Source organism: Leucobacter weissii, assembly GCF_017565745.1.
Lineage (GTDB): Bacteria > Actinomycetota > Actinomycetes > Actinomycetales > Microbacteriaceae > Leucobacter > Leucobacter weissii.
This window is the reverse complement of record NZ_JAGDYM010000004.1, coordinates 216,075-242,462: the sequence shown is the minus strand read 5'-3', so window position 1 is coordinate 242,462 and position 26,388 is coordinate 216,075. Positions and strand designations below refer to the sequence as shown.

Annotated in this window: 23 protein-coding genes; 2 read left to right on the top strand and 21 right to left on the bottom strand. The window is 71.1% G+C overall.

The genetic code is table 11. The features are described from left to right. Positions 1 to 4 precede the first annotated feature (4 nt). From J4H92_RS03315 to J4H92_RS03270, 10 genes are read right to left on the bottom strand one after another with little or no spacing between them, the layout of a single operon-like run. Positions 5 to 529 (bottom strand): glutathione peroxidase, encoded by a 525-nt coding sequence (locus J4H92_RS03315; RefSeq protein WP_208095948.1) that lies wholly within the window; start codon positions 527 to 529, stop codon positions 5 to 7. Between the two features lie 12 nt (positions 530 to 541). After that, complete coding sequence (locus tag J4H92_RS03310; RefSeq protein WP_208095946.1) at positions 542 to 1,192, bottom strand: TetR/AcrR family transcriptional regulator; 651 nt, start codon at positions 1,190 to 1,192, stop codon at positions 542 to 544. A 56-nt stretch (positions 1,193 to 1,248) separates the two neighbouring features. Then, positions 1,249 to 2,649 carry an NAD(P)/FAD-dependent oxidoreductase gene (locus tag J4H92_RS03305; protein ID WP_243751926.1) on the bottom strand — a complete coding sequence of 467 codons (1,401 nt, stop codon included), beginning with the start codon at positions 2,647 to 2,649 and terminating at the stop codon, positions 1,249 to 1,251. Between the two features lie 6 nt (positions 2,650 to 2,655). Then, positions 2,656 to 3,843, bottom strand: a complete 1,188-nt coding sequence (locus tag J4H92_RS03300; RefSeq protein WP_208095942.1) for an ABC transporter ATP-binding protein — start codon at positions 3,841 to 3,843, stop codon at positions 2,656 to 2,658. Beyond that, positions 3,843 to 4,628 (bottom strand): ABC transporter permease, encoded by a 786-nt coding sequence (locus J4H92_RS03295; protein WP_208095939.1) that lies wholly within the window; start codon positions 4,626 to 4,628, stop codon positions 3,843 to 3,845. The genes J4H92_RS03300 and J4H92_RS03295 overlap by 1 nt, the downstream gene beginning before the upstream one ends. After that, positions 4,625 to 5,473, bottom strand: a complete 849-nt coding sequence (locus J4H92_RS03290; protein ID WP_208095936.1) for an ABC transporter permease — start codon at positions 5,471 to 5,473, stop codon at positions 4,625 to 4,627. The genes J4H92_RS03295 and J4H92_RS03290 overlap by 4 nt, the downstream gene beginning before the upstream one ends. Next, on the bottom strand, positions 5,458 to 6,498 hold the full coding sequence (locus tag J4H92_RS03285) for an ABC transporter substrate-binding protein (protein WP_208095933.1): 1,041 nt from the start codon (positions 6,496 to 6,498) through the stop codon (positions 5,458 to 5,460). The genes J4H92_RS03290 and J4H92_RS03285 overlap by 16 nt, the downstream gene beginning before the upstream one ends. Positions 6,499 to 6,513: 15 nt before the next feature. Further along, positions 6,514 to 7,854 carry a 2Fe-2S iron-sulfur cluster-binding protein gene (locus J4H92_RS03280; protein ID WP_279549824.1) on the bottom strand — a complete coding sequence of 447 codons (1,341 nt, stop codon included), beginning with the start codon at positions 7,852 to 7,854 and terminating at the stop codon, positions 6,514 to 6,516. After that, positions 7,851 to 9,056 carry an NAD(P)/FAD-dependent oxidoreductase gene (locus J4H92_RS03275; RefSeq protein ID WP_208095930.1) on the bottom strand — a complete coding sequence of 402 codons (1,206 nt, stop codon included), beginning with the start codon at positions 9,054 to 9,056 and terminating at the stop codon, positions 7,851 to 7,853. The genes J4H92_RS03280 and J4H92_RS03275 overlap by 4 nt, the downstream gene beginning before the upstream one ends. Further along, the gene (locus J4H92_RS03270; RefSeq protein WP_208095927.1) at positions 9,056 to 9,424 is read right to left on the bottom strand and encodes a (2Fe-2S)-binding protein; all 369 of its coding nucleotides are present in this window, start codon (positions 9,422 to 9,424) and stop codon (positions 9,056 to 9,058) included. The genes J4H92_RS03275 and J4H92_RS03270 overlap by 1 nt, the downstream gene beginning before the upstream one ends. 242 nt (positions 9,425 to 9,666) lie before the next feature. Here J4H92_RS03270 and J4H92_RS03265 point away from each other — a divergent pair, with 242 nt between their 5' ends. Beyond that, positions 9,667 to 10,794, top strand: a complete 1,128-nt coding sequence (locus J4H92_RS03265) for a glycerate kinase (RefSeq protein WP_208095924.1) — start codon at positions 9,667 to 9,669, stop codon at positions 10,792 to 10,794. A 65-nt stretch (positions 10,795 to 10,859) separates the two neighbouring features. On the opposite strand, the gene J4H92_RS03260 is transcribed toward J4H92_RS03265, so the two are convergent. From J4H92_RS03260 to J4H92_RS03225, 8 genes are all read right to left on the bottom strand, one after another. Further along, the gene (locus J4H92_RS03260) at positions 10,860 to 12,206 is read right to left on the bottom strand and encodes a coiled-coil domain-containing protein (protein WP_208095922.1); all 1,347 of its coding nucleotides are present in this window, start codon (positions 12,204 to 12,206) and stop codon (positions 10,860 to 10,862) included. Between the two features lie 74 nt (positions 12,207 to 12,280). Then, positions 12,281 to 13,228, bottom strand: a complete 948-nt coding sequence (locus tag J4H92_RS03255; RefSeq protein ID WP_208095919.1) for a diacylglycerol/lipid kinase family protein — start codon at positions 13,226 to 13,228, stop codon at positions 12,281 to 12,283. A gap of 476 nt (positions 13,229 to 13,704) precedes the next feature. Further along, positions 13,705 to 15,075 carry an LLM class flavin-dependent oxidoreductase gene (locus J4H92_RS03250; RefSeq protein ID WP_208095916.1) on the bottom strand — a complete coding sequence of 457 codons (1,371 nt, stop codon included), beginning with the start codon at positions 15,073 to 15,075 and terminating at the stop codon, positions 13,705 to 13,707. Further along, complete coding sequence (locus J4H92_RS03245) at positions 15,072 to 15,947, bottom strand: sulfurtransferase (RefSeq protein ID WP_208095913.1); 876 nt, start codon at positions 15,945 to 15,947, stop codon at positions 15,072 to 15,074. The genes J4H92_RS03250 and J4H92_RS03245 overlap by 4 nt, the downstream gene beginning before the upstream one ends. 63 nt (positions 15,948 to 16,010) lie before the next feature. Next, complete coding sequence (locus J4H92_RS03240; RefSeq protein WP_208095910.1) at positions 16,011 to 17,363, bottom strand: NtaA/DmoA family FMN-dependent monooxygenase; 1,353 nt, start codon at positions 17,361 to 17,363, stop codon at positions 16,011 to 16,013. 2 nt (positions 17,364 to 17,365) lie between these two features. Continuing rightward, a complete protein-coding gene (locus J4H92_RS03235) occupies positions 17,366 to 18,154 on the bottom strand; it encodes an ABC transporter ATP-binding protein (protein WP_208095908.1) in 789 nt (262 codons plus the stop codon). After that, positions 18,151 to 18,951 (bottom strand): ABC transporter permease, encoded by an 801-nt coding sequence (locus J4H92_RS03230; RefSeq protein ID WP_208095905.1) that lies wholly within the window; start codon positions 18,949 to 18,951, stop codon positions 18,151 to 18,153. The genes J4H92_RS03235 and J4H92_RS03230 overlap by 4 nt, the downstream gene beginning before the upstream one ends. Beyond that, positions 18,938 to 20,005, bottom strand: coding sequence for an ABC transporter substrate-binding protein (locus J4H92_RS03225; RefSeq protein WP_208095902.1), 1,068 nt, complete (start codon positions 20,003 to 20,005; stop codon positions 18,938 to 18,940). Before J4H92_RS03225 ends, J4H92_RS03230 begins: the two co-directional genes overlap by 14 nt. A gap of 199 nt (positions 20,006 to 20,204) precedes the next feature. Here J4H92_RS03225 and J4H92_RS03220 point away from each other — a divergent pair, with 199 nt between their 5' ends. Continuing rightward, complete coding sequence (locus tag J4H92_RS03220; RefSeq protein ID WP_208095898.1) at positions 20,205 to 20,858, top strand: GntR family transcriptional regulator; 654 nt, start codon at positions 20,205 to 20,207, stop codon at positions 20,856 to 20,858. A gap of 20 nt (positions 20,859 to 20,878) precedes the next feature. Here the strand turns inward: J4H92_RS03220 and J4H92_RS03215 are convergent, their stop codons facing one another. The 3 genes from J4H92_RS03215 to glgX form a co-directional block, all read right to left on the bottom strand. After that, entirely contained in the window at positions 20,879 to 22,255 is a 1,377-nt protein-coding gene (locus tag J4H92_RS03215; protein WP_208095895.1) for a serpin family protein, read from the bottom strand. A 218-nt stretch (positions 22,256 to 22,473) separates the two neighbouring features. Then, on the bottom strand, positions 22,474 to 24,225 hold the full coding sequence (locus J4H92_RS03210) for an alpha-amylase family glycosyl hydrolase (protein ID WP_208095893.1): 1,752 nt from the start codon (positions 24,223 to 24,225) through the stop codon (positions 22,474 to 22,476). A gap of 5 nt (positions 24,226 to 24,230) precedes the next feature. Further along, positions 24,231 to 26,384, bottom strand: coding sequence for a glycogen debranching protein GlgX (gene glgX, locus J4H92_RS03205; RefSeq protein WP_208095890.1), 2,154 nt, complete (start codon positions 26,382 to 26,384; stop codon positions 24,231 to 24,233). Positions 26,385 to 26,388: the final 4 nt, after the last annotated feature.

Here is a 26,388-nt window from a genome sequence, read left to right as displayed (position 1 = left end):
CCGTTCAACGGCCCGGCTCGAGAGGGCCGAGCGCCCGCTCGATCGCCTCGATCACCTGCGGCGCATCGGGCTCGGTGCGCGGGCCGAACCTGCGGACCTCTCCGTTCGGCGCGATGACGAACTTCTCGAAGTTCCAGGTGATGCGGCCTGGCTTGCCGTTCTCCTTCGGCACCTCCACCAGTCGGCGGTAGATCGGGTCGGCGTCCCTGCCGTTGACCCGCACGCGCTCCGACATCGGGAAGGTCACGCCCCAGGTCGTCGAGCAGTACTCCTGGATGCGATCCTCGGATCCGAGCTCCTGCAGGAACTGATTGCTCGGGAAGCCGACCACCGTGAAACCCCGGTCGGCATACCGCCGCTGAAGCGCTTCGAGCCGCTCGTACTGGGGCGCCAGCCCGCAGCGGGAGGCCACGTTGACGACCAGGGCGACCCGTCCGGCGGTCAGCTCGCCGAAGGTCGTGACCCGCCCGTCGATCGTCGTGACCGGCAGATCCTGGACCTCCGCGACGGAGGGAGTGTTCTCGTCCATGGTCCTGCCATCCTAGTACCGCGCGGACGACGGCGGGGCGTCGATCGGCCGGGGTCTCAGGAGCGCGCGCCCGAGCAGCAGTGCCCGTCGCCGCAGTTCGGCGACGTCCGCCTCGACGAGCCCCGTGCCCATGTCGTACTCGTAACCGTCGAAGAACGCCAGGTAGGCCGCCACGGTGTCGTCGATGTCGCCCACCGGGTCGAGCTCGCCCGAGGCGGCGCCGTCCTCGATCGCGCCGCGCACGATGCGCTCCCAGGAACGGTAGACCCGCTCGAGCTGGGGTCGGAGCTCGGGATGACCGGCGACGGCCGCTCCGAATGCGATCCACATGAAGCTGTGCTCGCGGATGTCCGTCACCGAGCAGAGATGGTCGACCAGTGCCTCGATCCGCTCCCACGCTCCCCGAGGTGCGGCGCTCGGCCGGGCGAAGGCGCTCAGCAGCTCTTCGCTCAGATGCCGGATGGCCTGCGCGAGCAGTTCGTCGCGCGTGTCGAAGTAGTGCTGGATCAGCCCGACCGACACCCCCGCGCGTCGGCTCACCTCGCGCATGCGCACGCCGTCGTAGCCCTGCTCGGCGATGCACTCCGCGGCGGCGGTGAGGATGATCTTCCGCCGCTCCTCGGACAGGCGATCGGAGAGGGCTGCGGCGAGCGCGGAGGTCATGACGGTGGCGACTCCTCGTCGGACGGGGAAGGCGCGCGGCGCGCCTGGCGGCAAGTCTACTCGTGCAGCCCGGCGAGCCTGGATCCCAGACGCGCGAGCACCGAGGTGCGCGAGGCGTCGCGCCGCTCCTCGATCCGATCGGCGTAGGCGAACAGGCGATACATCGCGTGCACGCCGAACCACCGGATCGGCTCGGGCTCCCAGTTCCGGGTCTGCCGCCCGGTCCAGGGCAGGCTCAGGTCATCGTCTCCGGGCACGGCCACCGCACCGGCGAGGCTCTTCGCCGCGAGATAGGCGGAGGTCACCCCGTGGCCAGCATAGCCCTGGGCGTGCCCGAGCCCGTGCTCCCGGTCGTAGACGACCGAGGCGCACCAGTCGCGCGTCACGCCCAGCACCCCCGACCAGGCGTGCGCGATCCCGTGCCCCTCCGTGGCCGGGAACATCGTGTGCAGACGCGCGACGAGCGATTCGACGGTGCCCCGGTCGACCCGCCCCTCTCCGCCGGTCCCCGACCCGAAGCGATAGGGGTTGCCGCGCCCCCCGATGAGGATCCGGCCGTCGTCGGTGCGCTGCGAATAGCTGAACACGTGGGCCGCGTCGCTGAACAGCTCGAACCGGTCCCAGCCGATCTCCGACCACACGCTCTCGGGCAGCGGCTCCGTGACGATGATCGAGCTGTTGATCGGGATGATGCGCCGCGGATCCGGGGCGAGCTCGACGGAGTATCCCTCCGTGCACCGGAGCACGCTCGCGGCGCGCACGGCGCCGCGGGACGTGTGCGCCGCGCCGGGGGTGATCGACGTGACCTCGGTCCGCTCGAAGATCCGCACGCCGCGGCGCTCGACCGCGTCGGCGAGTCCGCGGACCAGGCCGCCGGGATCGAGGCGGCCGACCGTCGGGTAGAAGAGCCCGCCGACGGCTCCGGAGACCCGGATGCGCTCCTGCACCTCGGCGGAGGAGAGCTCCTGCCCCTCGTCGTCGCGGTATCCCCATTCCCGGTCGGCCGCGAGCCGGCCCCTGAGCCGCTGCATCGCGGCCCTGTTCCTGGCGACCACCACGTTGCCGCTGCGAATCGCCCCCGCATCGATGCCCTCCCGCGCGATCACCTCGAGCACCTCGTCGACCGCTTCGAGCATGCGGCGCTGCAGCGCTCGTCCGGCCTCGCGCGTCCCGGCGGTCCGGGAGAAGGTGCGCCGGTTCCCGGGAACCAGCGGGGAGAGCCACCCCGCGTTCCTCCCCGACGCGCCGTATCCCGCGGTCTCGCGCTCGAGGACGACGATGCTGAGATCCGGGCGGGCCTCGCTGAGATGGTAGGCGGTCCACAGTCCCGTGAAACCCGCGCCGACGATGCAGACGTCGGCCGTCGCCTCTCCGCCCAGGGCGGGGCGGGCGGCGTCGAGCCGACCCGGGCGGAGGCCCCGGCTCCGCATCCAGTGGGAGATCTCACCGTTGATCATGAGCCCTCACCTCCCCGCAGCGAGCAGCTGCTGCGTCGCGAGCCCGGTGTCGGCCCCGCGGGCGCCGGGCCCGTCGTCCGGCACCACCACCGCCTGCCCGGGCCTCCAGCCTACGCGCACGTGATCCCCGCCGCTCACCCTGAGCGCCGCTTCGGTGCGGGGTGCCCGGACTTCGAGCTCACGGCCGTCGTCGGTGCGCACCAGGTAGAGCAGCGCCGACCCGATGTAGATCACGTCGGCCACCGTGCCGGCGATGGAGTCGGGCCGGGGGCGGTCGCGCTCCCCGGGCGGGACGGACTCGATCGAGAGATCCTCCGGACGCAGCACCAGCACGCCGCGGCCGTCCCTCAGCTCGGCGCGCTCGGGCAGGCCCCCGTGCCAGCCGGTGCCGATGAGGCTGCCATCACTGCCGACGGCGCACGGCAGCAGCACCGATTCACCGATGAAATCGGCCACGAAACGGGTGCGGGGCGTCTCGTAGAGGTCGCGGCTGGTCCCCAGCTGTTCGATCGCGCCATTGTTGTAGACGGCGATGAGGTCGCTCATCACGAGCGCCTCCTCCTGATCGTGAGTGACGTAGACGACCGTGGAGCCGAGATTGCGGCTGATGCGCATGATCTCGATCTGCATCTGCGTGCGCAGACGCTTGTCCAGCGCCCCGAGCGGTTCGTCCATGAGCAGCAGCGGCGGCTCGAAGACGACGGCCCGGGCGAGCGCCACGCGCTGCTGCTGGCCGCCGGAGAGCTGCTTGGGGAGGTGCCGCGCGCGGTTGGCGAGCTCGACCATCTCCAGCGCCTCGCGGGCCTTGCGGAGGGAGTCTCGGCGGCGCATCCCCTGCATCTCGAGCGGGAACGCCACGTTCTGCTCCACCGTGAGGTGCGGAAACAGGGCGTAGTTCTGGAAGACCACCCCGATGCCACGCTTGTGCGGCGGTATCTCGGAGATATCGCGTCCGGCGACCTCGATCGTGCCGCGATCCTGGAGGGTGAACCCGGCGATCATGCCGAGCGTGGTGGTCTTGCCCGAACCGGACGGGCCGAGCATCGTGAGGAACGTCCCCGGCTCGAGAGCGAACGAGACGTCGTCCACCGCCGCCTGGTCGCCGTAGTACTTCGAGATGCCCCGGACCTCGAGCGCGTGCGGCGCCTCGGACGCGGAGCTGGCGCGCGCGTCGGCGCGCTGGACATCTGACATCAGTCGTTTCCCTTCTGAAGTCGACGCATCGAGACGAGTGCGACGATGGAAAGAACGGTGAGAAATACGCCGACCGCGGCGAGGGCGGGCGTGAGCTGGGTGCGCACCTGGGTCCACATGAACACGGGCAGCGTGCGCGTCTGCGCATCGGTCAGGAAGATCGAGACCACCACTTCGTCCCAGCTCATGACGAACGCGAACAGGGCGCCGGCGAACATCCCCGGCGCGATGAGCGGAAGCGTCACCCTCCGGAACCGGGTCCACGGACTCGCGCCGAGACTCGCCGCAGCCCGTTCGTAGACGGGGTCGAGCTGGGACAGCGTCGCCGTCACCGTGACCACGACGAAGGGAAGCGCGAGGACGCTGTGCGCCAGGATCAGACCGAGCACCGAGCCGTCGAGGTACCAGCGGAGGAACAGCACGTAGGTGCCGATGCCGATGATCACCGGGGGGATGATCATGGGGCTGACGATCACGGCGGTGATGGGCAGCCGCCACCTCGCCGAGACCCGCTGCAGCCCGAGTGCGGCTGCCGTGCCGACAGAGGTCGCCAGGATCAGCGTGCCGACGGCCACCTGCAGGCTCACGAGCGCCGTGGCACCCCAGCTGCGGTCGGTGAGGATCTCCTCGAACCACCGCAGCGACCAGGTTTCGGCGAACACGCCGAGCACCGAGGAGTCGTTGAGCGACATCGGGATGACGATCAGCGTGGGCAGCATCAGGTAGGCGGCCACGAGCGCGGCGAACGCGCCGAGGAGCACCCAGCGGAGTCGGATCCTGCTCATGCAGCGCTCCTTCGTGTCGAGCCGATGCGCTGCACGGCGAGCAGCAGCGCCAGGGAGATCAGGGTGCCGACGAGCAGCACGAGGCCGAGCGCGCTCGCCATCACCGGACCGTAGCGGGTGACCTCCTGCACGATGGTCTCGCCGATCATCGCATCGCGGGCGCCGCCGAGCAGCGCGGGGGTGATGTAGAAGCCCAGAGAGAGCACCAGCACGAGCACCGATCCGGAGAGGACGCCGGGAACGCTGAGCGGCAGGAAGACCCGCGCGAACCGGCGGAGCGGACCCGCCCCCAGACTGCTCGCGGCACGGAGCACCGATCCGTCGATCTGTCCCATCGTGTTGACCAGCGGCAGCACCATGTAGGGCAGCAGCACGTGCACCATGCCGACCAGCACCCCGACCGGCGTGCGGATCAGCTGCAGCGGGCCGTCGACCAGTCCGAGGGCCTGCAGCGCCTGGTTGAGGATCCCGGAGTCCTGCAGCAGGCCCACCCAGGCGAAGCTGCGCACCAGGAGGCTCGTCCAGAACGGCAGCAGCACGACGCCCAGCATGACCAGGCGCAGCCGGGGTCCGACCCGCGTGAGGACGTAGGCGTACGGGTAGGCCAGGAGCAGGCAGAACACCGTCGTGAGCACCGCGGTGCGCACGGTGTTGCCGAGCACGAGACCGTAGACGGGCGAGGTGAAGATCTCGACGTAGGTCTCGAATCCGTCGCGCAGACTCGTCTCGACCATGAGGCCGAGCGGGACGAGGAAGAAGAGCGCGAGGAGCAGCGCGGCGGGCAGGAGAAGGAGCCAGCCCGCCCGCCGCGCCTCGGCCGGGGCCTTCGTCAGCCGAGCAGCCATTCCTGGAACTTCCGGTCGGTCTCCTGCTGGTTCGCGCCCCACCACTCGTCGTCGACGGCCACCTGCGTGTCGAGGTGGTTGGTGGGCCGGTTCTCGTTCTGCCGCACCTCCGGGTCCTCGGCCGCTGCGGCGTTCACGGGCCCGTAGTCGGAGAGCCCGGCGAAGGCCACCTGGGGATCCTCCTGCAGCAGGAAGCCGAGCGCCTGCTGGGCCGCCGCCGCGTTGGGCGCGCCCTTGGGGATCACCCAGTAGGCGTCCACCTGCAGCCAGGAGTCCCAGTTGATTCCGACCGGGGCCTCCTTGCCCGCATCGACCGCGCGCCCGACCCAGACCAGGCCGATCGACGCCTCGCCCGAGGCGAGCAGCTGCTGCGACTGCGCGGAGGTCTCCCACCAGACGATGTCATCCTTGATCGTGTCGAGCTTGGCCAGCGCTCGATCGATGTCGAGCGGGAAGAGCTCCTCGGGAGCGACCCCGTCGGCCAGCAGGGCCGCCTCAAGCACCCCGCCCGAGACGAGCTTGTTGAACAGGCGCTTGCCGGGGAACCGCTCGGTGTCGAAGAGGTCCTCCCAGGTGGCGGGGGCCTCGGAGTACTCGTCGCTGCGGTAGGCCAGGACGGTCGCCTCGATGTCGGCGGCGACCCGATACTCCTGCGCAGCGCCGGGGATCAGCTGATCGCGGTCGACCGCGTCGTAGTCGACGGGCTCGAGGTAGTCGGCGTCCGCGGTGGTGCCGAAGTCGTTGGCGACGAGCACGAGATCCCAGGTGGGCCGACCCGTGTCCACCATGCTGCGCAGCTGTGCGTAGTCGGTGGGGCTGTCCTCGACCACCTCGATGCCGGACTCGGCCGTGAACGGCTGGAAGAAGGCCTCCGACTGGGCCTCCTGATACGGTCCGCCGTATGAGACCACGGTGAGCGAGTCGCCACCGCTTCCGCCGTCGGACCCGCCTCCGGAGCATGCGCTGAGCGCCAGCGACGCAGAGGCCGCGAGGCCGAGGACGAGGATGAGCTTCTTGCGTTTCATCTGTTTCTCCTTTGTTCACTCCGATGTGGTGGAGGTCTTCTCTTCACGCGAAGCCGCGCGGCGCCCGTCGTGCCCGACCCCCGAGGGCTCAGCGACGGCCAATGCCGCGAACCGGACATCGGCGAGCGAGTAGCTCACCTCACCGGTCGCCGAGCCCACGACCGCGACGCGGGCACCGGGATCGGGGCGATCGGATCGCACGAGTTCGTGCGATCCGCTCTCGGCGTAGGCGAGATGGAGCAGGAGCTCCTCCGCCGGGCGGCGCGGCCCCGCGACGCAGACGAGATCGGCTCTGATCCGGCTCGGAGAGCCTGTGGTGCGCACGCCGGTCGCCCGCGACCAGCCGGTGACGCGCCGCAGCTGTGCGCTGGGCACGATCGCCGCGACGGTCACCCCGCGCCGTCGCAGCCGCTCCGCCACCGCTTCGCCCCGGGCGTCGGCGACGACGACGGCGCGGCGCCCGGGCCGGACCAGTTCGATATCGGCGAGCCGAAGCGCGCCGTCGGCGAGCATGACGCCCGGCAGGTCGTGCCCGGGGACCATCAGCGGCACCTCGTAGCCGCCGGTGGCCAGCACGAGCGCGTCCGGACGCAACTCGAACCTCGTCCGGCTGCGCTCGTCGACGACCGGGACGAGGCCGTCGATCCATCCGAGCGCGAGGCCCTGCAGCAGGTGGATCCGCGCGTGCGCACGAGCGGCCCGCAGCAGTTCGTCGACGAGCTCCCCCGGGCTCCGCTCGGCGCCGCGCTCGTCGACGACGGCTTCCGTGCGCACACGCCCGCGCCCGCCGATCATCTCCTGGTCGACGAGCGTCACCTCGGTGCCGGCATCGGCCGCCGCCAGGGCCGCGGTGAGCCCGCTGACCCCGCCGCCGATCACGAGCAGCCGCGGCTGAGCCGTCTCGACGCGCGCAACGACGGCGCGCTGGGCGGCCTCCGCGCTGGGCCGACGACCACCGCCCGCGAGCACGGCGAGCAGGCGTCCGGCGATCTTGCTCAGCCGGGGCTGCCGGGCGAAGAGCCTGAACTGGAACCCGGCCCGCAGCATGGGCCGCATCAGATCGGCGGCGCGCAGCAGATCGAACGATGCCGCCGGCAGTCCCTGCTCGCGCCGCACCTGTTCTCCGCCCCGCACCGGGGCGGTGCAGGAGGTCGTGGCCGGCATGCCGTCGATCTTGAGCGGGCAGTCACCGCAGGCGCCGAAACCGCAGGTGTATCCGCGGGGCCGATGGTACTTCACGCTCCGGGAGAGCGTGCGCACGCCGGTGGCGTGGAGGGCCCCGGCGATGCTCTGCCCGGGTCTGGCCGGCACGTTCCGTCCCTCGAAGGTGAAGCCGAGCTCCGCGCCGTCGGTCATCGGGCCTCCTCGGCTTCCAGTTCGGCGTCGACGACGAGGGATCCCTCGCGGATCCACTCGCCGCTGCGCGTCCGCTCGATGCCGAACGGCCGCAGCCTCGGGTCGGTCTCGCCGGTCGCGATGTACTCGGCCAGCAGTTGCCCGGCGGCCGGCGCCCCCATGAAGCCGTAGACCCAGCCGACGCTCAGCAGGTACCCCGGAATCTCGGGCACCGGCCCCATGACCGGGGCCAGATCAGGCGTCTGGCTGACCGTGCCCGCCCAGTGCCGGAGCAGGCGGACTCCGGCCAGCAGCGGGAACAGCCGCACGAACTTGGTCGCCATGTCCTGCAGGACCGTCCAGGTGCCGTTGAGGCTGGTGGTGGCGTCGACGCGGGGCAACTCGGTGCCGCCGACGAACTCGCCGCGCCCGGTCTGATGGCAGTAGCCGAGCAGTTCGAGCGCCGCGACTCCGGGGGTCAGGAAGGGACGCACCGGCTGCGTGACGATCATCTCCAAGCGGGCCGCGACGAGGGGCATCGACAGATCGACGAGTTCGTTGACCGCGAGGGCGTCGCCGCCGGAGGCGTTGACGACGATCCGCGCGCGGATCCGACGCCCGCGCGCGGTCTCGACGCCGACGACCGCGTCCCCGGCCCGCAGCAAGCCGGTCACGCGCTCTCCGGCCACCACGTGGACGCCCATCCTCGCGGCGTTCTCCAGATACCCGGCCACGACCGAGTCGTGATGGGCGAATCCCGCCTCCTGCTGGATCACCGCCCCGCGCACGAGGTCCGGGTTCGCGGCGGGCAGCAGCCGCCGGGCCTGCTGCTGGTCGAGGAGCTCGGAGGGGATCCCCCGCGACTCCTGGAACGCCCAGTCGTCCCGGCACTGCTGCCACTGCTCCTCCGTCGAGGCCACGACGGCGTATCCGGTCCGGTTGAAGAGCAGGTTGACGCCGAGCTCCTGGGACAGGGTCAGCCATTTGCGGCGCGACAGCTCGAAGAGGTCGCACCACTCCCGCGAGGAGAAGGCCGAGCGGATCAGTTCGCCGTTGCGTCCGCTGGCGCCGCTGCCCGGCCAGGAGCGGTCGAGCACCAGCACGTCGCCGTGCCCCCGCTTCGCGAGCTCGTACGCGATCGCCAGACCCTGCACGCCGGCGCCGATGATCACCGTGTCGTAGCCCGCACGGGGCTCGTCGCGGGACACGCCGGGGAGAGCCATCAGCCGTCCCTCTCGTCGACGCCCGGGCACGTCCGGGGAGGGCGGGGCGCATCGTCGGCGGATTCGCCGCTCGCGAGCCGCGCACGCTCGGCGGGGGCGAGCAGGGCTCCGAGCGGCACCGGTGCCGCCGGCAGGCGCGCCGCCGGTCGGCGCTGCTCCCCGACGCGTTCGACGCCGCGCTCGACGAGGATGCTCTGCACGAGCGGCGAGCAGAACTTCCCCTGGCACGCTCCCATGTACACGGCGGTCGCGCGCTTGATGGTCTCCGGGTCGGTGTGCCCGTGGTCGATGGCGTCCTCGATGTCCGCCCGGGTCACATCGTGACAGGGGCAGACCACTGCGCTCCGCATCGCATCCTCACGAGCCACGTTCACTCACCTCATCGTGTCGGCATCCTCTTCGACAGGCACAACAATACAAGCATATTGCTACCAATACAAATTTATTGCCCAGCTCGGATCGTGTGCCGCACCCCGCCCCGATCTGCCGCACCGCCTCGGACGGGCCGCGCAGCAGCAGGTCGGATCGTGCCGCTAGGCTCGAAACATCCGAGCCAGCCGCGACACCGCGTCTGTCGGCCCACGATCACGCCGAGGAACGGAGAGCGCTGATGGATCCGGCCGCACCCCCTCACCGCCGGGTCGTGATCGCGCCGGACTCGTTCAAGGGGTCGCTCTCGGCCGCCGAGGCCGCGGACGCCCTCGCGCGCGGGTGGCTGCGCGGCTCCCCCGGCGACCGTGTCCTCGGCCTCCCGATGGCGGACGGCGGAGAGGGCACGCTCGACGCGGTGCTCCGAGCCGTCCCGGGGTCCCGGAGCGTGCCCGTCCGCGTCGACGGGCCCAGCGGATCCCGTGTGGACGCGCACTGGGTCCGGTTGCCGAACGGGGACGCCGCGGTCGAGCTCGCCGCGGCGAGCGGGATCCTGCTCCTCCGGCGCGACGCCTCGGGGAGGCCCGAGCTGCGTCCGCTGGACGCGCACACCCGGGGCACCGGGCAGGCGATCCGTGCGGCGATCGAGAGCGGGGCGCGACGGGTGTTCGTGGGCCTGGGCGGAAGCGCCTCGACCGACGGCGGAAGCGGGATCCTGCAGGCGCTCGGCGTGCGATTGCTCGATCGCGACGGGACGGAGATCCCGCCCGGGAACAGACATCTGACGGAGGCGGCCCGCGTCGACTTCTCCGGTCGGGTGACGCTCCCTCCGGACGGACTCGTCGTGTGGAGCGACGTCACGGCGCCGCTCCTGGGAGAGCTCGGCGCGGCGCGCGTCTTCGGCCCGCAAAAGGGAATGGACGAGGCGATGATCGCGGACGCCGAGCGCGGGCTTCAGCGCCTGTCCGACGTGCTCGGCGGGGACCCCCGCGCTGCCGGCGCGGGTGCCGCAGGGGGCGCCGGCTACGCCCTCGGCCTGCTGGGCGGCGTGCTCACGAGCGGCGCGGAGGCCGTCGCGCGGATGATCGGTCTCGAGGAGCGCATCGCGGAGGCGGACCTCGTCATCACCGGCGAGGGGCGCTTCGACCTGCAGAGCGAACGGGGCAAGACCGTGTCGCGCGTCCGCGCGTCGGCCGCCGCGCACCGCCGCCCGGTGGCCCTGATCGCGGGCAGGATCGAGGCGCCCGTCGACGGCTTCGCCTGGTCCGCTTCGCTGACGATGCTCGCGAGGCCGGGCGAGTCCCCCATGCGGGACGCCGCGCGCATCCTCGAACGGGCCGGTGAGCAGCTCGCAAGCAGATGCTCCTGAGCGGTCTTCCGCGGCGTCGGGCCGCGTCGCCCCAGGGTCCGCGGAGGATCGCCTCTCCCCCGGCCTCAGTCGAAGATCTCGCCGAGGAGGCCTCCGAGGATCACTCCCCCGAGCACCGGTCCGAGGATGTTGCCGCTGTCTCCGAGCGGAGACCCGCCGCGACCGCCCCGCGGTCCGTCTCCGCGGCCGCCGCGGGGGCCCCAATCGTCGTCGTCCGGGCGGGAGGAGTCGATGTCGCGCTGCGCCAACTGCACGGCCTCGCCCGCGAGCTGCGCCACGCGGCGAGCGAGCTGCTGCGCCTCCTCCCTCGTCTCCTCGGAGGGGATGAGCGGTTCGATCTCGGTCCGGATCCGCTGCGCCTCCGCGAAGCGCGTGCGGGCGTCCGCGCCGATCCAACCGCGATGCCCGTTGATGAGACCGCTCGCGACGCCGAGCGCGCGATCCGCGGCCGCGAGATCGTGGCGCACGTGCTCGATGCTCGGCAGCGGACGCGCAGCGCGCTCCCGAGCCCTGGCGACCGCCTCGTCCAGCGCCGCGTTCGCTCCCGAGAGCGCCGCGAGATCCGCGAACGGATCCGACGCCGCGCCGCCGGAGGCGAGCCGGCCGAGCGCGGCCTCCAAGCCTCGCATCGCCTCGGCGACGGGCGGCGAGCCCGACAGGCCCGCCGCCGCGATCAGATCGCCGCGCGAATCCGCGATCACCTCCGCGAGGGTGCTCTGCGCGCGCATCGCCTCGATCTCGAACTCGTCGACGCCGTCGATGATGGCGTCGGCCCGGCGGACGGTCTCGATCGCGGTCTCCAGTGCGAGGTTGGCCTCTTCGTTGCGCCCGGCGGCCCGGCGGCGCTCCGCGACGTCGGCGGAGTGCAGCGCGAACTCGAGCACCCGTTCGGCCTCGTCCGCGGTGATCCGCACGCGCTGCAGGGCCGCCTCGCTGTAGTGCCGCTGCAATCGGGCGATGGTCTCCCGCATCTGCGGCAGCCGCTGCTGCAGCTCGGCCGTCTCCCTGCGAATTCCGGCGAGGAGCTGCGGCGCGGCGCGCACGCGCTCGATCTTGGCCTTCAGCGGCTCGGTGCGCTCATCGAGCACCTCCTCGGCCCACTCGCAGAGCTGCACGATGCGCGCGTTCCGGGTGCGCAGCTCCTCCGCCGTATCCGGGATCTCGTCGTGATTCAGCTGATGGAGCTGGAAGGCCTCGGTCAGGTGCTCTCGCACCGCCTCGAGGCCGACGCGCAGCTCCGCCGTGGCCGGCTCTCCGAGTTCCGCGACCGCGAAGGCGAGTTCGTCCTGAGTCACCCGGATGCGCTCGTCCGCGGTGACCAGCGCGGTGCGCGCGCGCAGCGCGAGCCCGCTGTCGGCCGCCGCGAGACGCGCCTCCTCCTCGCGGTCGCGCCGACCCCAGAAACCTGCCATGCAGAAATCTTAATCGGGTCCGGCCCGGATGAACGCTGAGTCCGGGGAGCACGACCGCCGCGGCCGAGCCGCGCTCAGCGGATCCGCAGCGCGGCGGGCTGGATCTCGATCCCGATGCGGGTGGTCTCGCCGAGATCGTCGCCATCGACCTCGAAGACCCGCGGCTCGGCGAGCTCGATGGTCAGCGTCGTCACGCGCCGATGGGCGGCGCTCTCGCTGCTCTCGGCCTGATCCGCGGCGCCACCACCGGAGATGAGCCGTTTGAGGCCGTTGTCCCACACCAGGTTGCGCAGCGTATCGGCCCATCCCGCGATGCCGTCGGCGCTGAGCACGAGCAGGTCGAGCTCCCCGTCCGAGGGGTCGGCGTCGGGCAGCAGCGTGATCCCGCCCTGCAGAGTGCCGCAGTTGCCGACGATGAGCGTGTGCGCCTGCTCCTGCGCGGCGTCGCCGCCGTCGAGGGCGAGTTCGATCCCGATCACCTCGCTCGCCGAGACGGCGCGGCCGAGCGACTCCACGTAGGCCAGCCAGCCGGCGCGGTCCTTGAGGTCGTCGTCGGTCTCGGTGATCATATGGGCGTCGATGCCGAACCCGGCCATCACGGTGAAGGCGTGCCGCTCCTCGCCGTCCGGCGCCGCTATGGTCGCCCAGCCGAGGTCGATCGTCCGCGGCTCGCCCTCGAGCGCGCGGGAGATGGCCGCGGCCGCATCGTTCAGCGGCACGTCGAGGTTGCGGGCGAGCAGGTTGCCCGTGCCGAGCGGGATGATGCCGAGGTCCGCCGACGCGCCCGCCTCGGCGAGTTCCTCGGCGACGGCGCGCACGGTGCCGTCACCACCGGCGGCGAGCACCAGCCCGGCCCCCGACTCGAGCGCCTTGCGCGTCGCCGAGCGACCCGGATCGTCCTCCGCCGTCTCGAACCAGTGGGCGTCCACCGCGGAGTCGCCGGCCGCATCGACCAGGGCCTTCTCCAAGTCCTCGCGACCGGCCTTCGAGGGATTCCAGACGATAGCTACACGTGCACTCATGTCGGTGCTCCTTCCTGTCTCGGTTGGATCACCATTCTCCCGGAATTGCCCGAGAACGGCATCTGCGGCGTCCCACCGGGATGAGTCCGCCTGCGAAAGAGAATTCGCACAAGCAGTCAGCACCGGGCGAGGGTGCTCCTTCCTGGGTCTCGGAGATTCTCGGGGAACCGCACCCTCTCGGCTGCGAAGACGCGGTCAGCGCGGGTAGGCCGTTCGCGGCCGAGGCGCGGTTCACCGCGGGAGGCGGCGCCGAGGCGCTGATGCTCTCGACTGCGGCCGCGCCCCCAAGAGCACCGTTGTCGCCGTCGACGAGCCGCTGGGCCCGGGTGCTCTGATCCGCCCATCGGTCATCCTGATACCGGACCCCGCCGCCGGCCTGAACTGGCTGACCTCGGCGGTGACGCTCCGCGCGAGAGCGGTCGGCTCTTCGACTGAGCGGATCAGCGCACGCCGAGCGTCGGTCTCACCCGCGGAGTTCACCACCGGTAGCGCGCGGAGGGGTGCTCCTCGCCGCGCGTGCGCGATGCGCCCTCGCCGTTCAACCGTTCCCGGAAGGTCACCGGAGCGGTGTCCTCGGCATCGACCAGCCCCCTGCCGCGCAACTCCGGGACCACCAGATCGACGAAGTCCCGCGCGAGCACCGGCGGGATCGGATCGGCGATGTTGAAGCCGTCGACCCCGGTCTCGTCCAGCCAGCGCTCGAGCGCATCCGCCACCTCGACCGGATCGCCCACGAAGACCGGACCCGCGCCGCCGAAGTTGTTCAACTCGGCGATCTGCCGCGTCGTCCACTCCCGCTCGGCGTCCACCGAGGTGTACAGATCGAGCATGCCCTGGATCGCCTCGGTCTCGGCGTTCTTGAGCGGCAGGTCCGGATCGACCTGCGAGAGATCGATCCCGAAGAGGGCGCTGAGCTGCGCCAGTTCCGCCTCGTAGTCGAAGTAGCTCCGGAAGTCGGCGAGCTTGCGGTGGGCCTCCTCGGAGGTGGGCGCGACGACGACGGTCACCATCGAGAGGAGCTTCACAGCATCGGCCGGACGGCCCGCCTTCACCGCCCGCGAGCGGATGTCGTCGCCGGCCGTCCGCGCGTGCTCGGGGCGGTCGCTGACCAGGAACACCCCCTCCGCGTGCTGGGCGGCGAAGTCCCGTCCCCGCGAGGAGGCCCCGGCCTGGATGATCACCGGTGTGCGCTGCGGCGACGGTTCCGTCAGGGCGATTCCCGGGACCTCGAAGTAGCGGCCGCGGTGCTCGATCGGCCGCACCCGCGTCGGATCGGTGAAGACGCCAGCCGTCTTGTCGCGCTGCACGGCGTCGTCCGCCCAGCTGCCCTCCCATAGCTTGTAGGAGACCTCGAGGAACTCCTCCGCGATGTCGTAGCGCTCGTCCTTCGAGATCTGCCGGTCGTAGCCGAGGTTCCGGGCGGCGGACTCCAGCGCCGAGGTGACGACGTTCCAGCCGATCCGCCCGTGCGTGAAGTGATCGAGCGAGGCGAAGGTGCGAGCCAGCAGATACGGTTTCTCGTAGGTGGTGGATGCGGTCACCGCGAAGGAGAGCCGATTGGTCGCCTGAGCCAGCGCCGGCAGCAGCACCACCGGATCCGCCATCGGGATCTCGGTCGCGGTGCGCAGCGGCACCGCGGGGCTGCCAGCGTAGGTATCGAGCGCGCCGACGACGTCGGCGAAGAACAGGAAGTCGAAGCTGCCCCGATCGAGGATCTGCGCGACCTCGATCCAGTAGTCGACCTCGTTGTACCGGTGCGCCTGCGAGAGCGGGTGCCTCCAGAACCCCTGCGTCGTGTGTCCGATGGTCACCTGGCGAAGCGCGCCGAGGATGATGCGATTCGTCATGCTCCGGGTTCCCCTCGCTCGAGCCCGCGACGGCCGCCGAGCACCCAGCTGTCGAGCGAGCCATCGTACAGCCTGATGTCGTCGCGGCCGATCAGAGCCAGGCCGAAGATCAGGCCGGTGGCCGAGACGCCCGCGCCGCAGTAGGCCGCGACCGGGCCGCCCTCGCCGGCGGCCGACAGGACCGGCGCGGCGGCCCGTTCGATCTCCTGCGGATCGGCGAAACGACCGGAATCGAGATCCGCCGCCACCGGCCAGGGGATGTTCGCGCTCGCAGGAATGCGGCCGGCCGTCGTACCGTGGGTCGGCACCTCGCCGGTGAAGAGTTCGTAGGGCAGGGCGTTGACGAGCAGGCCGGGGGCCTCCCCCGAGCTGATGCGCTCGACCTCGCGCTCGTCGATCACCAGTTCCTGCCTGGGCCGAGCCGTGAATTCAGCCGGCACCGGCGACGGGATCTCCTGCGACACCGGCAGCCCCGCCGCTGCCCAGCTCCTGAAGTTGCCGTTCAGCACTCGCACCCGGTCGAACCCGAAGTAGCGGAACAGCCACCAGAGTCGCGTCGCCCAGATCTGCCACCCGTCGGTGTAGACCACCACCCGGCTCTCGTCCCCGACGCCGAGGGCTCCGACGGCTCGCGAGAAGCGCACCGCGGAGGGCAGGGTGAACTGGAGTCGATCGTGCGGGTCGGAGAGCTCGCCGACGAGGTCGACGAACAACGCGCCGGGGAGATGGCCCTCCTCGTACGCGCTCCGGTGCGGCACCGGTTCCCCGTCGACGTAGTGCACGCGGACATCGAGCACGACGAGGTCGTCAGCGCCGACCTCCAACTCCTGCGCCAGCTGATGAGGATCTATCAGAAGCGTCTGATCGGCCATGGGTCTTCCCTTCTCTCGTGGTGATGCGCCCGAACTCGGGCTCAGATGGTTCGTGGTCCGGCCTCAGCGTCCCTGCCTCCGCGCGGGATGCCGTTCCGGCAGCCGCGGTCCGCGGCCGGGGAACAACTGTTCGCGGAAGGTTCCGGAGCGGCGTCCGCGCCGCGCGAGCCCGCGCTCGCGCAGCACCGGCAGCACCTGATCGACGAAGTCGAGATAGCTGCCGGGCGTGGTCACATGGATGATGTTCAGGCCGTCCACCCCGGCTCGAGCCCACTCGGCGACGCGATCCGCGATGGTCTCGGGGCCGCCGACGACGCGCTGCGACCAGGCCCAGCGGGCGAGCTCGCGGAATGTCTTGGGCTTTCCCGGGGCGCTGTCGAGCAGCCCTTGCACCGCACCCTGCACGCGCCGACTCTGGAATCCCTCCACCGGCTGGTCGAGATCGATGCTCGTGAAATCGATGCCGATGGTGCTGCTCATATGGATCAGCATGGCCTGCTCCACCAGCTCGTCGTCGATGTCAGTGCTGAGTCGCTGCGCCTCCTCGTCGGTCGAACCGACCACGAAGCTCAGTCCCTGGATGAACCGGAGGTCGTCCGCTCGCCTCCCGTGCTTCGCGAGCAGCGCTCGCGTCTCGCCGATCACCCTGGCTGCCGAAGCGGGGTCGTGACCGGCGATGAAGGTGCCCTCGGCATGCCGGGCCGCGAAGTCGCGCCCCACGGGGGATCCCCCCGCCTGGAAGAGCACCGGGGTCCGCTGAGGCGAGGGCGCCTGCTGCTGCACTGCGTCGACGGTCCAGTGCGCGCCGCGGTGGTGGATCTCGTGCAGCTTGCGATCATCGAGGTATTCGCCGCTCGCGCGGTCGGCGATGATCGCCCCCTCTTCCCAGCTCGTCTCGAGCAGAGCGTACACGACCTCCAGGTACTCCTCGGCCATCGCGTAGCGTTCGGCATGCGGGGAGATCTCCGCGAGACCGACGGCGCGGGCCTCGGTGCGGCGCGAGCTCGTCACGACGTTCCAGCCGATCCTGCCGCCCGACAGATGGTCCAGCGTGGCGATGTAGCGTGCGAAGACGAAGGGGTGCTCCTTCAGGATCGAGCTGGTCAGCACAAAATTCAGTTCGCTGGTCCGGGCGACGAGGGCGGGGACCAACGCGGCGGGATCCCCCGCAGGGAATTGCACGCCGTACCGTGCGGCCTCCCGCCAGCCGCCGGCGGTGTCGTCTCCGAAGCCGAGCACGTCAGCGAAGAAGATCGCGTCGAAGCCACCGTGCTCCAGGGCCTCCACCAGCTCGGTCCAGGCGCTCAGATCGTTGAAGTCCACGTTCCGGGAGCTGGGATCGCGCCATTTCCCGTGGTGGATGTGCGAGAGGTTCTGCGTCAGGAACGCGTTCAGGATCAACGGGCGAGGCGACATCCCTATTCCTCCTCGGTGACGGCGGCGGTGTGCGCGGCGAGCGCGTCGAGCAGCTGCTTCTCGAGCCGAACGACATCCGGCTCGAGCAGAAAATCACGGTCGCGGATCCGGCTGTCGCGCGGCACCTGGAGTTGGGTCGCGATTCCGGCGGGTCGTCCGGCGAGCACGAGCACGCGGTCCGAGAGCAGCAGAGCCTCGCGGATGTCGTGCGTGACCAGCACCACGGTCCAGCGGTGGCGATCCCACATCCGCGCCATCCACTGCTGCAGTTCGAGCCTGGTGATCGCATCGAGGGCGCCGAACGGCTCATCGAGGAATACGAGCCCGCGCTCCTGAACGACGGTGCGCAGGAGCGCGACGCGCTGACGCATGCCCCCGGAGAGCTGCCTCGGGTAGAGACGTTCCGTGCCGGACAGGCCGAATTCGGCGAGCAGAGAAGCCACCCGGCGTCGCGCTTCCGCGCGCGGCACGCCGCGAAGCTGCAGCCCGAAGGCGGCGTTGTCGACGATGCGCTTCCAGGGGAGCAGCACGTCGCGCTGCGGCATGAATGCGAATGCGTCGGCGTCGGGGCGCTCGACCGGACGGCCGTCGACTTCGAGCGCACCGGCATCGGCGCGGAGTCCTCCGGTCAGGATGGAGAGGAGCGTGCTCTTGCCGCTGCCGCTCGGCCCGATGATGCTGACGAACTCTCCGCCCCGCACGCTGAGATCGAGATCCCGCAGCACCGCGCGTCCATCGAAGCCGTGGCTCAAGCCGCTTGCGCGCAGCTTGGGCGTGATCGACGCATTCATCGGGTCCTCCCCTGTTCGATGCGCACCCAGGGCACGGTGACCCGCTCGATCACCAGCACCACCGCGTACAGCAGGAGCGTCAGCAGGCTCGAGACCACGACTGCCGCGAGCACGAGGTCGGTGCGGAACGAGGCCTTGGACTGCAGCATGAACACGCCGAGACCGGACACCGCACCGGCGTACTCCGCGAAGATCGCCCCGACCACCCCGTAGGTGATCGAGATGCGCAGCCCGGAGAAGAACGACACGGTGGCCGACGGGAGGCGCACGTGCCGGAACACGCTCCAGGCACCGGGCCGGATCGAGCGCACGAGGCGCTCCGCATCGGGATCGCTCGAGCGATACCCCTGCAGCAGGCTGATCGTCAACGGGAAGAAGGTCACCAGCGCGACGAGCAGCACCTTCGGGAGCAGCCCGAACCCGAACCAGAGGATCACCAGCGGTGCGATCGCGACGATGGGAAGCGTCTGGCTGATGATGAGGACGGGCAGCACCGCCCGGCGCAGCGCAGCCGAGAAGTCGAGCAGCAGCGAGATCAGGAAGGCCGCGACGAGCGCCAGCGAGAAGCCGAGCACCGCCGCACGCAACGTGGGCCAGGTGTTCGCGAGCAGCGCCTCCCGCGAATTCCAGGCCGCTTCGAGCACCGCGACCGGCCCGGGGAGCAGCCGCACGGGAATCACCCCGATGCTCGCGATCACCTGCCAGAGCAGCAGCAGCGCGGCGATGAGGGCAAGGGGCTGGAGCACCGAACCCAGCGCTCCAGCCCTGATCCCGACGACCCGGTTAGAGGTACTCATTCGTGTAGTAGCTCTCCCAGTCGGGCGCCTCGGTCACGATCTCGCCCGAGCCATCCGTCAGCAGTTCGGACTCCAGGAGGAATCCGCCGAAACCGTCCCAGGCCTCGGGGTCGTGGGAGCCCACAGCTCGGTCCCCGTTCTGGAAGTAGCCCTCGTCGATGAGCTTGTCGAGGCTGGCGCGCACCAGTTCCTCGGACTCGCCGAGCGTGGTCGTATCCGCGTCGATCAGCAGCTGAGCCGCCTCTTCGCGGTTGTCGATGGTGTACTGATAGCCGCGTTGCGTGGCCTGCACGAAGGCCTCGACCTTCTCGGGATCCGCGGAGATGGTCTCGTCGCTCGTCGCGATCAGGATCGTCTGCTCGTTCGGGATGCCGAAGTCCTCGTATTCGAACACCTGGAACGGCTGGCCGGCCTGCTCCTGCAGGATGCTCTCCCAGGTGGTGATGGCCGCGGTGAAGTCGATCGATCCCGCCTCCAGCGCGTCGTAGGCTCCGGTGGTGAGGGTCACCTCCTCGATGTCTCCCTGGCCGCCGTCGTTCTTGATCACCTGCTGCGCGAGCTTGTGATAGAGCGGAATGCCGAAGCCGCCGTAGAGCTTGCCGTCGAGATCGCTCGGCGAAGCGATATCGTCGCGATCCGGCAGGGTCACCAGTGCCCCGGTCTCCTTCTGGACGACCGCGAAGACCGACGCGAGGTCGGCTCCCGCGGTGCGTGCCTGCTGGACCACCGCCTGCGTGCTCACGCCGAAGTCCGCGGAGCCGCTCTCGATGAGGTCGGTGGTGGGCGACGACGCGTACGGCAGGATCTCCAGCTCCAAGCCGGCCTCCTCGTAGTACCCCAGCTCCTCGGCGACATAGATGCCTACGTGGTTGGTGTTGGTCGTCCAGTCGAGTGCGACGGTGACCGGAGTACTGTCGGTCTCTTCACCCGCCGGCGATTCCTCGCTCGCAGGAGAGGAGCACGCAGTCAGTCCGAGGGCCAGCGCCACCGCGCCGAGTGCCGCCACTCCCTTTCCCCGTCTGTTGGGCGCGATGCCTCGCGTGATCTGATCCATTTCCTACTCTTCTCTCGTGCCGTGCTTCAGGTGGTCTCGATGCGGGTGCTCGGCGAGATGCGCCGCAGCGGGCGCGGCCCGCCGTTCTACACCCTCGAGAAGGACTGTATTCGGATCGTTGCTACTGTATACAAAAATGCGTAATAGTTCTTCACAACTCACCCATTCGATAGGGTGTGCTTCGGCGAGGAGGAGACGGATGACCGAGGATGCTCAGGCGAGGGGCGGCGCCGACGTGCCATCGGCCACCCCCTACGAGATCATCCGCGAACGCATCCTGCAGGCCCAGTACCGCCCTGGCGAGCTCCTGCGCGAAGTTGCTCTGGCCGATGATCTCGGCGTGTCCAGAACCCCTGTGCGGGAGGCGCTCTTCCGTCTCGAGCACGATGGTGTGCTGAGCCGCTCAGCCAAGGGCCTCCGAGTACGCGTCTTCTCCATCGACGAGATCGTTGCCGTCTACGACGCCGCCATCGTGCTCGAGGCCGAGGCGGCCCGGCTCGCTGCGCTGCGGCGCACGACCCAGCAGATCCTCACACTGAAGCGCATCGCAGACCAGGCCGCGGCGCAGGTCGCCGCGCACGAAGATCCGCTGCGTCTCATGGACAGCTGGCACTTCCAGCTCTGGGAGGCCGCGCAGAATCCCAGCATCACGGATCTGCTCTCCCGGCTCTCGGCTCAGCTGTTCGGTCTTCCCACGCCGAAGTCCCGATTCGACTACTGGCAGGAATCGGTGGAGTCGCACAACGCGATCAACGCCGCGATCGAGCAGCAGAGTCCTGACGAGGCCTCGCGGCTGATGCGCCGGCACATGGAACACGGACGGGACTCCGCAGCCCGTCTCCTGATGGAGTGATCGACTGAGCGGGTGACGGATCACCGCGGATCGCGGATCGCGGCCTGGAACAGCGGCCAGCCGCTCTCGCTGTGGGTGATGGTGAGCAGGAACGGCCGATCGAAGTGCACGGCCGCTGGGGCGGCCTGGGCCGAGAACGTCGAGATCCCGACCTCCGTGGCGGCCGCCGCGACGGTGCCCGCCTCGTCGACGCGCAGCACTGCCTGCTGCACCGCCTGATCGAGGCACAGCCGAGTGCTCCCCCCGGCGATGCCCGAGAGGTCACTGCGTCCGCTGCCGCAGACGACGGCGGAGACCCCGGCCTGCTCGAGCGCTCCGCTCTCGATCAGATCGAGCGGCGTCTCGGCCTCGATGTCGATCTTCGGCAGCGAGAGCGCGAGCGGCACCGGCTTCGCCGCATCGAGCTGCTCGGCGGCCTCGGCCAGCAGCGCCGGCGTCGCCGCGGCGGGGTCGGTGCCCTTCGGCGGCAGCAGCAGATCGCTGTGCGCACCCTCCTGGTAGGGCAGGCGCACCGCCACCCAGCCACCGCCGAGCTCGGCGTGGGCGAACACGCCGCCTTCTCCGCCGGAGGCGTGCATCGTGTCGACCTCGACCCGCTCGCCGCTCGGCAGGGTGAACGGCCGACGGTAGCTGCTGCCCGCATCGAACGGGGTCTGCCATCTCGCGGCGAACAGGATCGCATCCTGCAGCACCACCCGCAGATCCGCGTGGGTGCGGATCGCCGACTCCTCGATCAGTCCGCCCGTGTGCTCGTTCACCCACTCGCTCAGCACGGCCTTGCCCGCGTCCGAGGTCAGGTCCGCGTACTGCACCCCGGCGTCGAAGCCGTCGGCGAGCGCCGCCAGATACTCGGGGAGCACCTCGAAGCCCTCGCCGTTGTGCACGACCACGTTGTTGGCGAGATGCAGGATCGGCCGCTCCGGCAGCTCGTCCGCGGTCGCGTCGAACGGGTCGCCGTCCAGCTCGAGAACCGAGCGCTGCAGCGCCGCGAAGGCATCCCGACGCTCCTCGCCGCTCGCGCCGAGCGCACGCTCCAACTCGTCGAGGCTCTCGCCGCGGGCGCCCTCGCCCAGCATCGCCAGCGCCGTCGCCAGGCTCGCCGGCGACACCACGGCGTTGCCCTCGTCGGGCGCCGCACCGAGCACGGTCAGCCCGAGCGCTCCGGTCGCCGCGACCACCGCGTCCAGCGCTCCGGCGTCGTCCAGTCCGACCGTGCGCATCGACGCGTTCTCGGCCCGCACCGTGCCCTCCTTGCCCGCGACCGGCGTCGTGGCCGGCGCGGCGCATCCCGCGAGCAGCGCCAGCGGCAGCGCGAGCCCCGCGAGCGACCGGATGGGTCGCCGCCCCGCGGCGGAGATCGGCGGCGTCTGCCTCCGTGCGCCGTTCGTGTGCGTCACTTCACTGTCCCCCACTTCGCTGTCCCTTCGAGCTCCGATGCTCGGGGCCGCTCGCGACCCGCTCTCACCCGGTACATCGCTGGAGCCGGCAAAACCTGACACCGTGCGTCCGGCCCCGGACTCCGGATCCGCCGCCTTGCCCGTGCGCACCGGGATGGGCGCGACGGTTCCCGGCTTCGGGAACGTCGGAGCTGATCCCTCGGAGAACGTTCAGCCGCTCAGCCGGCGAGCCACACGGCGCAATCGGTGGGCAGCAGCGCGGCGGCGGGATCCTCGCGCGAGCCGGGGTCCTCCCCGGCGCCGGGATCGCTGGCCACGAGCACCCGCCACCCCGCGGGAATCGTCCAGGCCGGGCCGAGGTTGAGCACCACGCGGGTGGCGCCCGACACCGCGGTCACGTCGAAGGCCACGATCCCGTCGTGCGCGCCCTCGATATCGGCGCCGTCGATCTCGACCCACGCGAGCGACCCCGACCCGAGCCCGCGCTCGCGCCGCAGGGCGAGCAGGCGGCGGTAGAGTTCGAGCGTCGAGCCGGCCGCCCCCTCCTGACGGTCGACGGCGAGCTCGCCGAACACCGGCGGCTGCGGAAGCCACGAGGCGCCGGAGGGGCTGAAACCGTAGGCCGGCGCGTCGCCCTCCCAGGGGATCGGCACGCGGCAGCCGTCGCGGCCGAGCCGCGCACCGCCCGTGCGGCGGAAGGTCGGATCCCGCCGCGCCTCGGGATCGAGGTCGAGCACCTCGGGCAGGCCCAGCTCCTCCCCCTGGTAGAGATAGGCGCTGCCGGGAAGCGCGAGCATCAGCGCGGTGGCGGCCCGGGCCCGCCGCAGGCCGAGCGCGGGATCGGGCGCGGCCACGGGTGCGCCGAGCTGAGCCGTCGCGCCGCGATCGGCCAGCGCGAAGCGGGTGGCGTGGCGGATCACGTCGTGGTTGGAGAGCACCCAGGTGGTCGGCGCGCCCACCGGCTCGTTCGCGCGGAAGGAGGCGGCGATGCTCGCGCGCAGGGCGTCGGCGTCCCACACGGTGCTGAGGAACGGGAAGTTGAAGGCCTGATGGTGCTCGTCGGGCCGCACATAGCGGGCCACCCGGTCGTAGGGCCGGATCCAGGCCTCGGCGACCATCACGCGATCTCCCGGATACTCGTCGAGGATCCGGCGCCACGCGCGGTAGACGTCGTGCACGCCCTCCTGGTCGTAGTAGGGCGCGACGCTCGTCGGCATGGTCCCGTTCGCCAGCTCGTCGCGGGTGAGGCCCGAATCGGGCAGGCCGGGCGCCTTCACCAGGCCGTGCGCGACGTCGACGCGGAAGCCGTCGACGCCGCGGTCGAGCCAGAAGCGCAGAATCCTCTCGAAGGCCTCGCGCACCGGCGGATGCTCCCAGTTGAGGTCGGGCTGCTTCGCATCGAAGAGGTGCAGGTACCACTGTCCGGCGCTGCCCTCGGGCGCCGAAGGACGCGGCGCGGGCTCCTTCGACCAGGCGGGACCGCCGAACTCCGAGGGCCAGTCGTTCGGCGGTCGCGAGGGATCCTCCGGATCCGCATCGCGGAAGTGGTACCAGTCGCGCTCCGGGCTGCCGGGGCCCGCGGCGAGCGCGCGCTGGAACCACGGGTGCTCGTCGCTCGTGTGATTGGGCACGAGATCGATGATCACCCGCAGCCCGAGCTCGTGCGCGCGGGCGAGGAGCGCGTCGGCGTCGTCCAGCGCGCCGAAGAGCGGGTCGACCCCGCAGTAGTCCGCCACGTCGTAGCCGCCGTCCGCCTGCGGCGAGGGCGTGAAGGGCGAGATCCACACCGCGTCGACGCCGAGAGCACGCAGATATCCCAGCCGCGCGGTGATCCCGGGCAGGTCGCCGATCCCGTCGCCGTCCGCGTCGGCGAAGGATCGCGGATACACCTGGTAGATCACGGCGGAGCGCCACCAGGCGGGCGCGGTGTCGGCGGGCGCGGCGGGGGCCGCGCGGTCGGCGTCGGTCACTCGGGTCACCTTTCGTCGGGCGGAACGGTCGAGAGCACGACCACGGACTGCGCGGCCGCCGGGTACGACGAGGTCACCGCGCCGGCGGCCTCGGGGCGCGCGGTGTCGATCTCGACGAACCACCCCGGCGGATCCTCCGGCCCGGGCGGATCGCCCGCACCGCCGTCACCGGGACGCGCATCGGGCTCCGGCAGCCGCACCTCGGTGTCGTCCCCGGTGTTCAGGATCACGAGCACCACGCCCGTGAGGCTCTCGCCCCACGCCTCGCCCGCGGCGCCCCGCACCGCGGCGACGATGCAGCGCTGCTCGGGATCGTGCCAGTCCTCCACGCTGGGCTCGGCGCCGTCGGCGCGCCGCCAGACCACGTCGCGGTGCCCGTCGCGGCGCTCGATGCCGTGGAGGAAGGTGTGCTGGCGCAGCACCGGATGCCTGCGGCGGAGGGCGATGAGCCGCCGCGCGATCCCGAGCAGCTCGGCATCGGGATCCGACCAGTCGACCCAGCCGATCTCGTTGTCCTGGGCGTACGCGTTGTTGTTGCCGCCCTGGCTGTTGCCGATCTCGTCGCCCGCCAGCAGCATCGGCACGCCCTGCGCGATCAGCAGGGTGGCGAGTATCCCGCGCGCGCGGCGGGCGCGGGCCGCCGCGATCGCCGGATCGTCGCTCGGCCCCTCGACGCCGAGGTTGTCGGAGTGGTTGTCGTCGTGACCGTCGCGGCCGTCCTCGCCGTTCGCCTCGTTGTGCTTCCGGGCGTAGGAGACGACATCGGCGAGGGTGAAGCCGTCGTGGGCCGTCACGAAGTTCACCGAGGCGGTCGCGGCGCGGCCCGAGTGCTCGAAGTGCCCGGCCGAGCCGAGCAGCAGCGACCCGAGGCCCACCTGCCCGATCGCGTCGCCGCGCCAGGCCCGGCGCACGCCGTCGCGGAAGCGGTCGTTCCACTCCGACCAGGGGTGCGGGAAGCCTCCGAGCTGGTAGCCGCCCGGGCCGAGATCCCAGGGCTCGGCGATCAGCTTGACCCCGGCGAGCACGGGATCCTGACGCACCGCCTGGAAGAACGCTCCGTTCGGGTCGAAGCCGTGCGGGGTGCGACCGAGGGTCGTCGCGAGGTCGAAACGGAAGCCGTCGATCCCGTACCGCGTCGCCCAGTGCCGCAGGGCGTCGAGCACGAGGCGCAGCACCATCGGCCGGTCGACGGCGAGGGTGTTGCCGGTTCCGGTGTCGTTGACGTAGCCGCCCCCGTCGGTGAGCCGGTAGTAGCCGGTGTTGTGGAGGCCGCGATAGGCGAGCGTGGGCCCGCCGTCATCGCCCTCTCCGGTGTGGTTGAAGACGACGTCGGCGATCACCTCGATGCCCGCCGCGTGCAGCGTGTGCACCAGGTGGCGCAGCTCGACGTCCGCGGCCTCCGGGCGGCTCGCGTAGCGCGGTTCGGGCGCGAGCCAGGCGATCGGCTGGTAGCCCCAGTAGTTCGTGAGGCCGGAGCGCACGAGGTGCTGATCGTCGAAGAACGCCTGCACCGGCAGCAGCTCGACCGCGTTCACGCCGAGCGAGACGAGGTGCTCGACGATCGCGGGATGCGCCATGCCCGCGTAGCTGCCGCGCAGCTCCGCCGGCACCTCCGGGTGCGTCGCCGAGATGCCCCGCACATGCGCCTCGTAGATCACGAGATCGCTCAGCAGGTGGTTCGGCCGGTTGGCGGCGGGATCCGCGCCCTCGGCCGGCCCGGCCACGACCCCCTTCGGCACGACGGCGGCGCTGTCGCGGGTGTCGAGCACGAGCCCGCCGGCCGTGTCGTCGCTCATGAGCGGGTGCCAGCGCAGTGGGGCGTCGAGGGCGCGGGCGTAGGGATCGATGAGCAGCTTGTGCGGATTGAAGCGCGCGCCCGCCGCGACGCGATGCGAGCCCTCCGCGCGCAGGCCGTAGCGCGCGCCCGGCCCGATCCCCCCGAGATGCGCGTGCCAGACGTCGCCGTCGCGGTACGGCAGCTCGATCCGCTCCTCGCCGCCGTCGTCGTGGAACAGGCAGAAGAACAGCCGGGACGCCTCTGGCGCCCAGACGGCGACGTTGACGCCGTAGGCGTCGGGGATCGCACCGAGGGGCTGGGATCGTCCCAGCCCGACCGGGCGCCGCGGTCCGGTGTGCGCCGCGTCGCGACCCGCGCTCATCGGC

Bases quoted from the DNA above. Each gene is read 5' to 3' on its own strand.
- J4H92_RS03230 (WP_208095905.1), bottom strand. From the start codon at position 18,951: ATGAGTACCTCTAACCGGGTCGTCGGGATCAGGGCTGGAGCGCTGGGT.
- J4H92_RS03255 (WP_208095919.1), bottom strand. From the start codon at position 13,228: ATGAGTGCACGTGTAGCTATCGTCTGGAATCCCTCGAAGGCCGGTCGC.
- J4H92_RS03290 (WP_208095936.1), bottom strand. From the start codon at position 5,473: ATGGCTGCTCGGCTGACGAAGGCCCCGGCCGAGGCGCGGCGGGCGGGC.
- J4H92_RS03235 (WP_208095908.1), bottom strand. From the start codon at position 18,154: ATGAATGCGTCGATCACGCCCAAGCTGCGCGCAAGCGGCTTGAGCCAC.
- J4H92_RS03305 (WP_243751926.1), bottom strand. From the start codon at position 2,649: ATGATCAACGGTGAGATCTCCCACTGGATGCGGAGCCGGGGCCTCCGC.
- J4H92_RS03250 (WP_208095916.1), bottom strand. From the start codon at position 15,075: ATGACGAATCGCATCATCCTCGGCGCGCTTCGCCAGGTGACCATCGGA.
- glgX (WP_208095890.1), bottom strand. From the start codon at position 26,384: ATGAGCGCGGGTCGCGACGCGGCGCACACCGGACCGCGGCGCCCGGTC.
- J4H92_RS03245 (WP_208095913.1), bottom strand. From the start codon at position 15,947: ATGGCCGATCAGACGCTTCTGATAGATCCTCATCAGCTGGCGCAGGAG.
- J4H92_RS03260 (WP_208095922.1), bottom strand. From the start codon at position 12,206: ATGGCAGGTTTCTGGGGTCGGCGCGACCGCGAGGAGGAGGCGCGTCTC.
- J4H92_RS03300 (WP_208095942.1), bottom strand. From the start codon at position 3,843: ATGTCAGATGTCCAGCGCGCCGACGCGCGCGCCAGCTCCGCGTCCGAG.
- J4H92_RS03225 (WP_208095902.1), bottom strand. From the start codon at position 20,005: ATGGATCAGATCACGCGAGGCATCGCGCCCAACAGACGGGGAAAGGGA.
- J4H92_RS03265 (WP_208095924.1), top strand. From the start codon at position 9,667: ATGGATCCGGCCGCACCCCCTCACCGCCGGGTCGTGATCGCGCCGGAC.
- J4H92_RS03285 (WP_208095933.1), bottom strand. From the start codon at position 6,498: ATGAAACGCAAGAAGCTCATCCTCGTCCTCGGCCTCGCGGCCTCTGCG.
- J4H92_RS03240 (WP_208095910.1), bottom strand. From the start codon at position 17,363: ATGTCGCCTCGCCCGTTGATCCTGAACGCGTTCCTGACGCAGAACCTC.
- J4H92_RS03275 (WP_208095930.1), bottom strand. From the start codon at position 9,056: ATGGCTCTCCCCGGCGTGTCCCGCGACGAGCCCCGTGCGGGCTACGAC.
- J4H92_RS03295 (WP_208095939.1), bottom strand. From the start codon at position 4,628: ATGAGCAGGATCCGACTCCGCTGGGTGCTCCTCGGCGCGTTCGCCGCG.
- J4H92_RS03310 (WP_208095946.1), bottom strand. From the start codon at position 1,192: ATGACCTCCGCGCTCGCCGCAGCCCTCTCCGATCGCCTGTCCGAGGAG.
- J4H92_RS03220 (WP_208095898.1), top strand. From the start codon at position 20,205: ATGACCGAGGATGCTCAGGCGAGGGGCGGCGCCGACGTGCCATCGGCC.
- J4H92_RS03315 (WP_208095948.1), bottom strand. From the start codon at position 529: ATGGACGAGAACACTCCCTCCGTCGCGGAGGTCCAGGATCTGCCGGTC.
- J4H92_RS03280 (WP_279549824.1), bottom strand. From the start codon at position 7,854: ATGACCGACGGCGCGGAGCTCGGCTTCACCTTCGAGGGACGGAACGTG.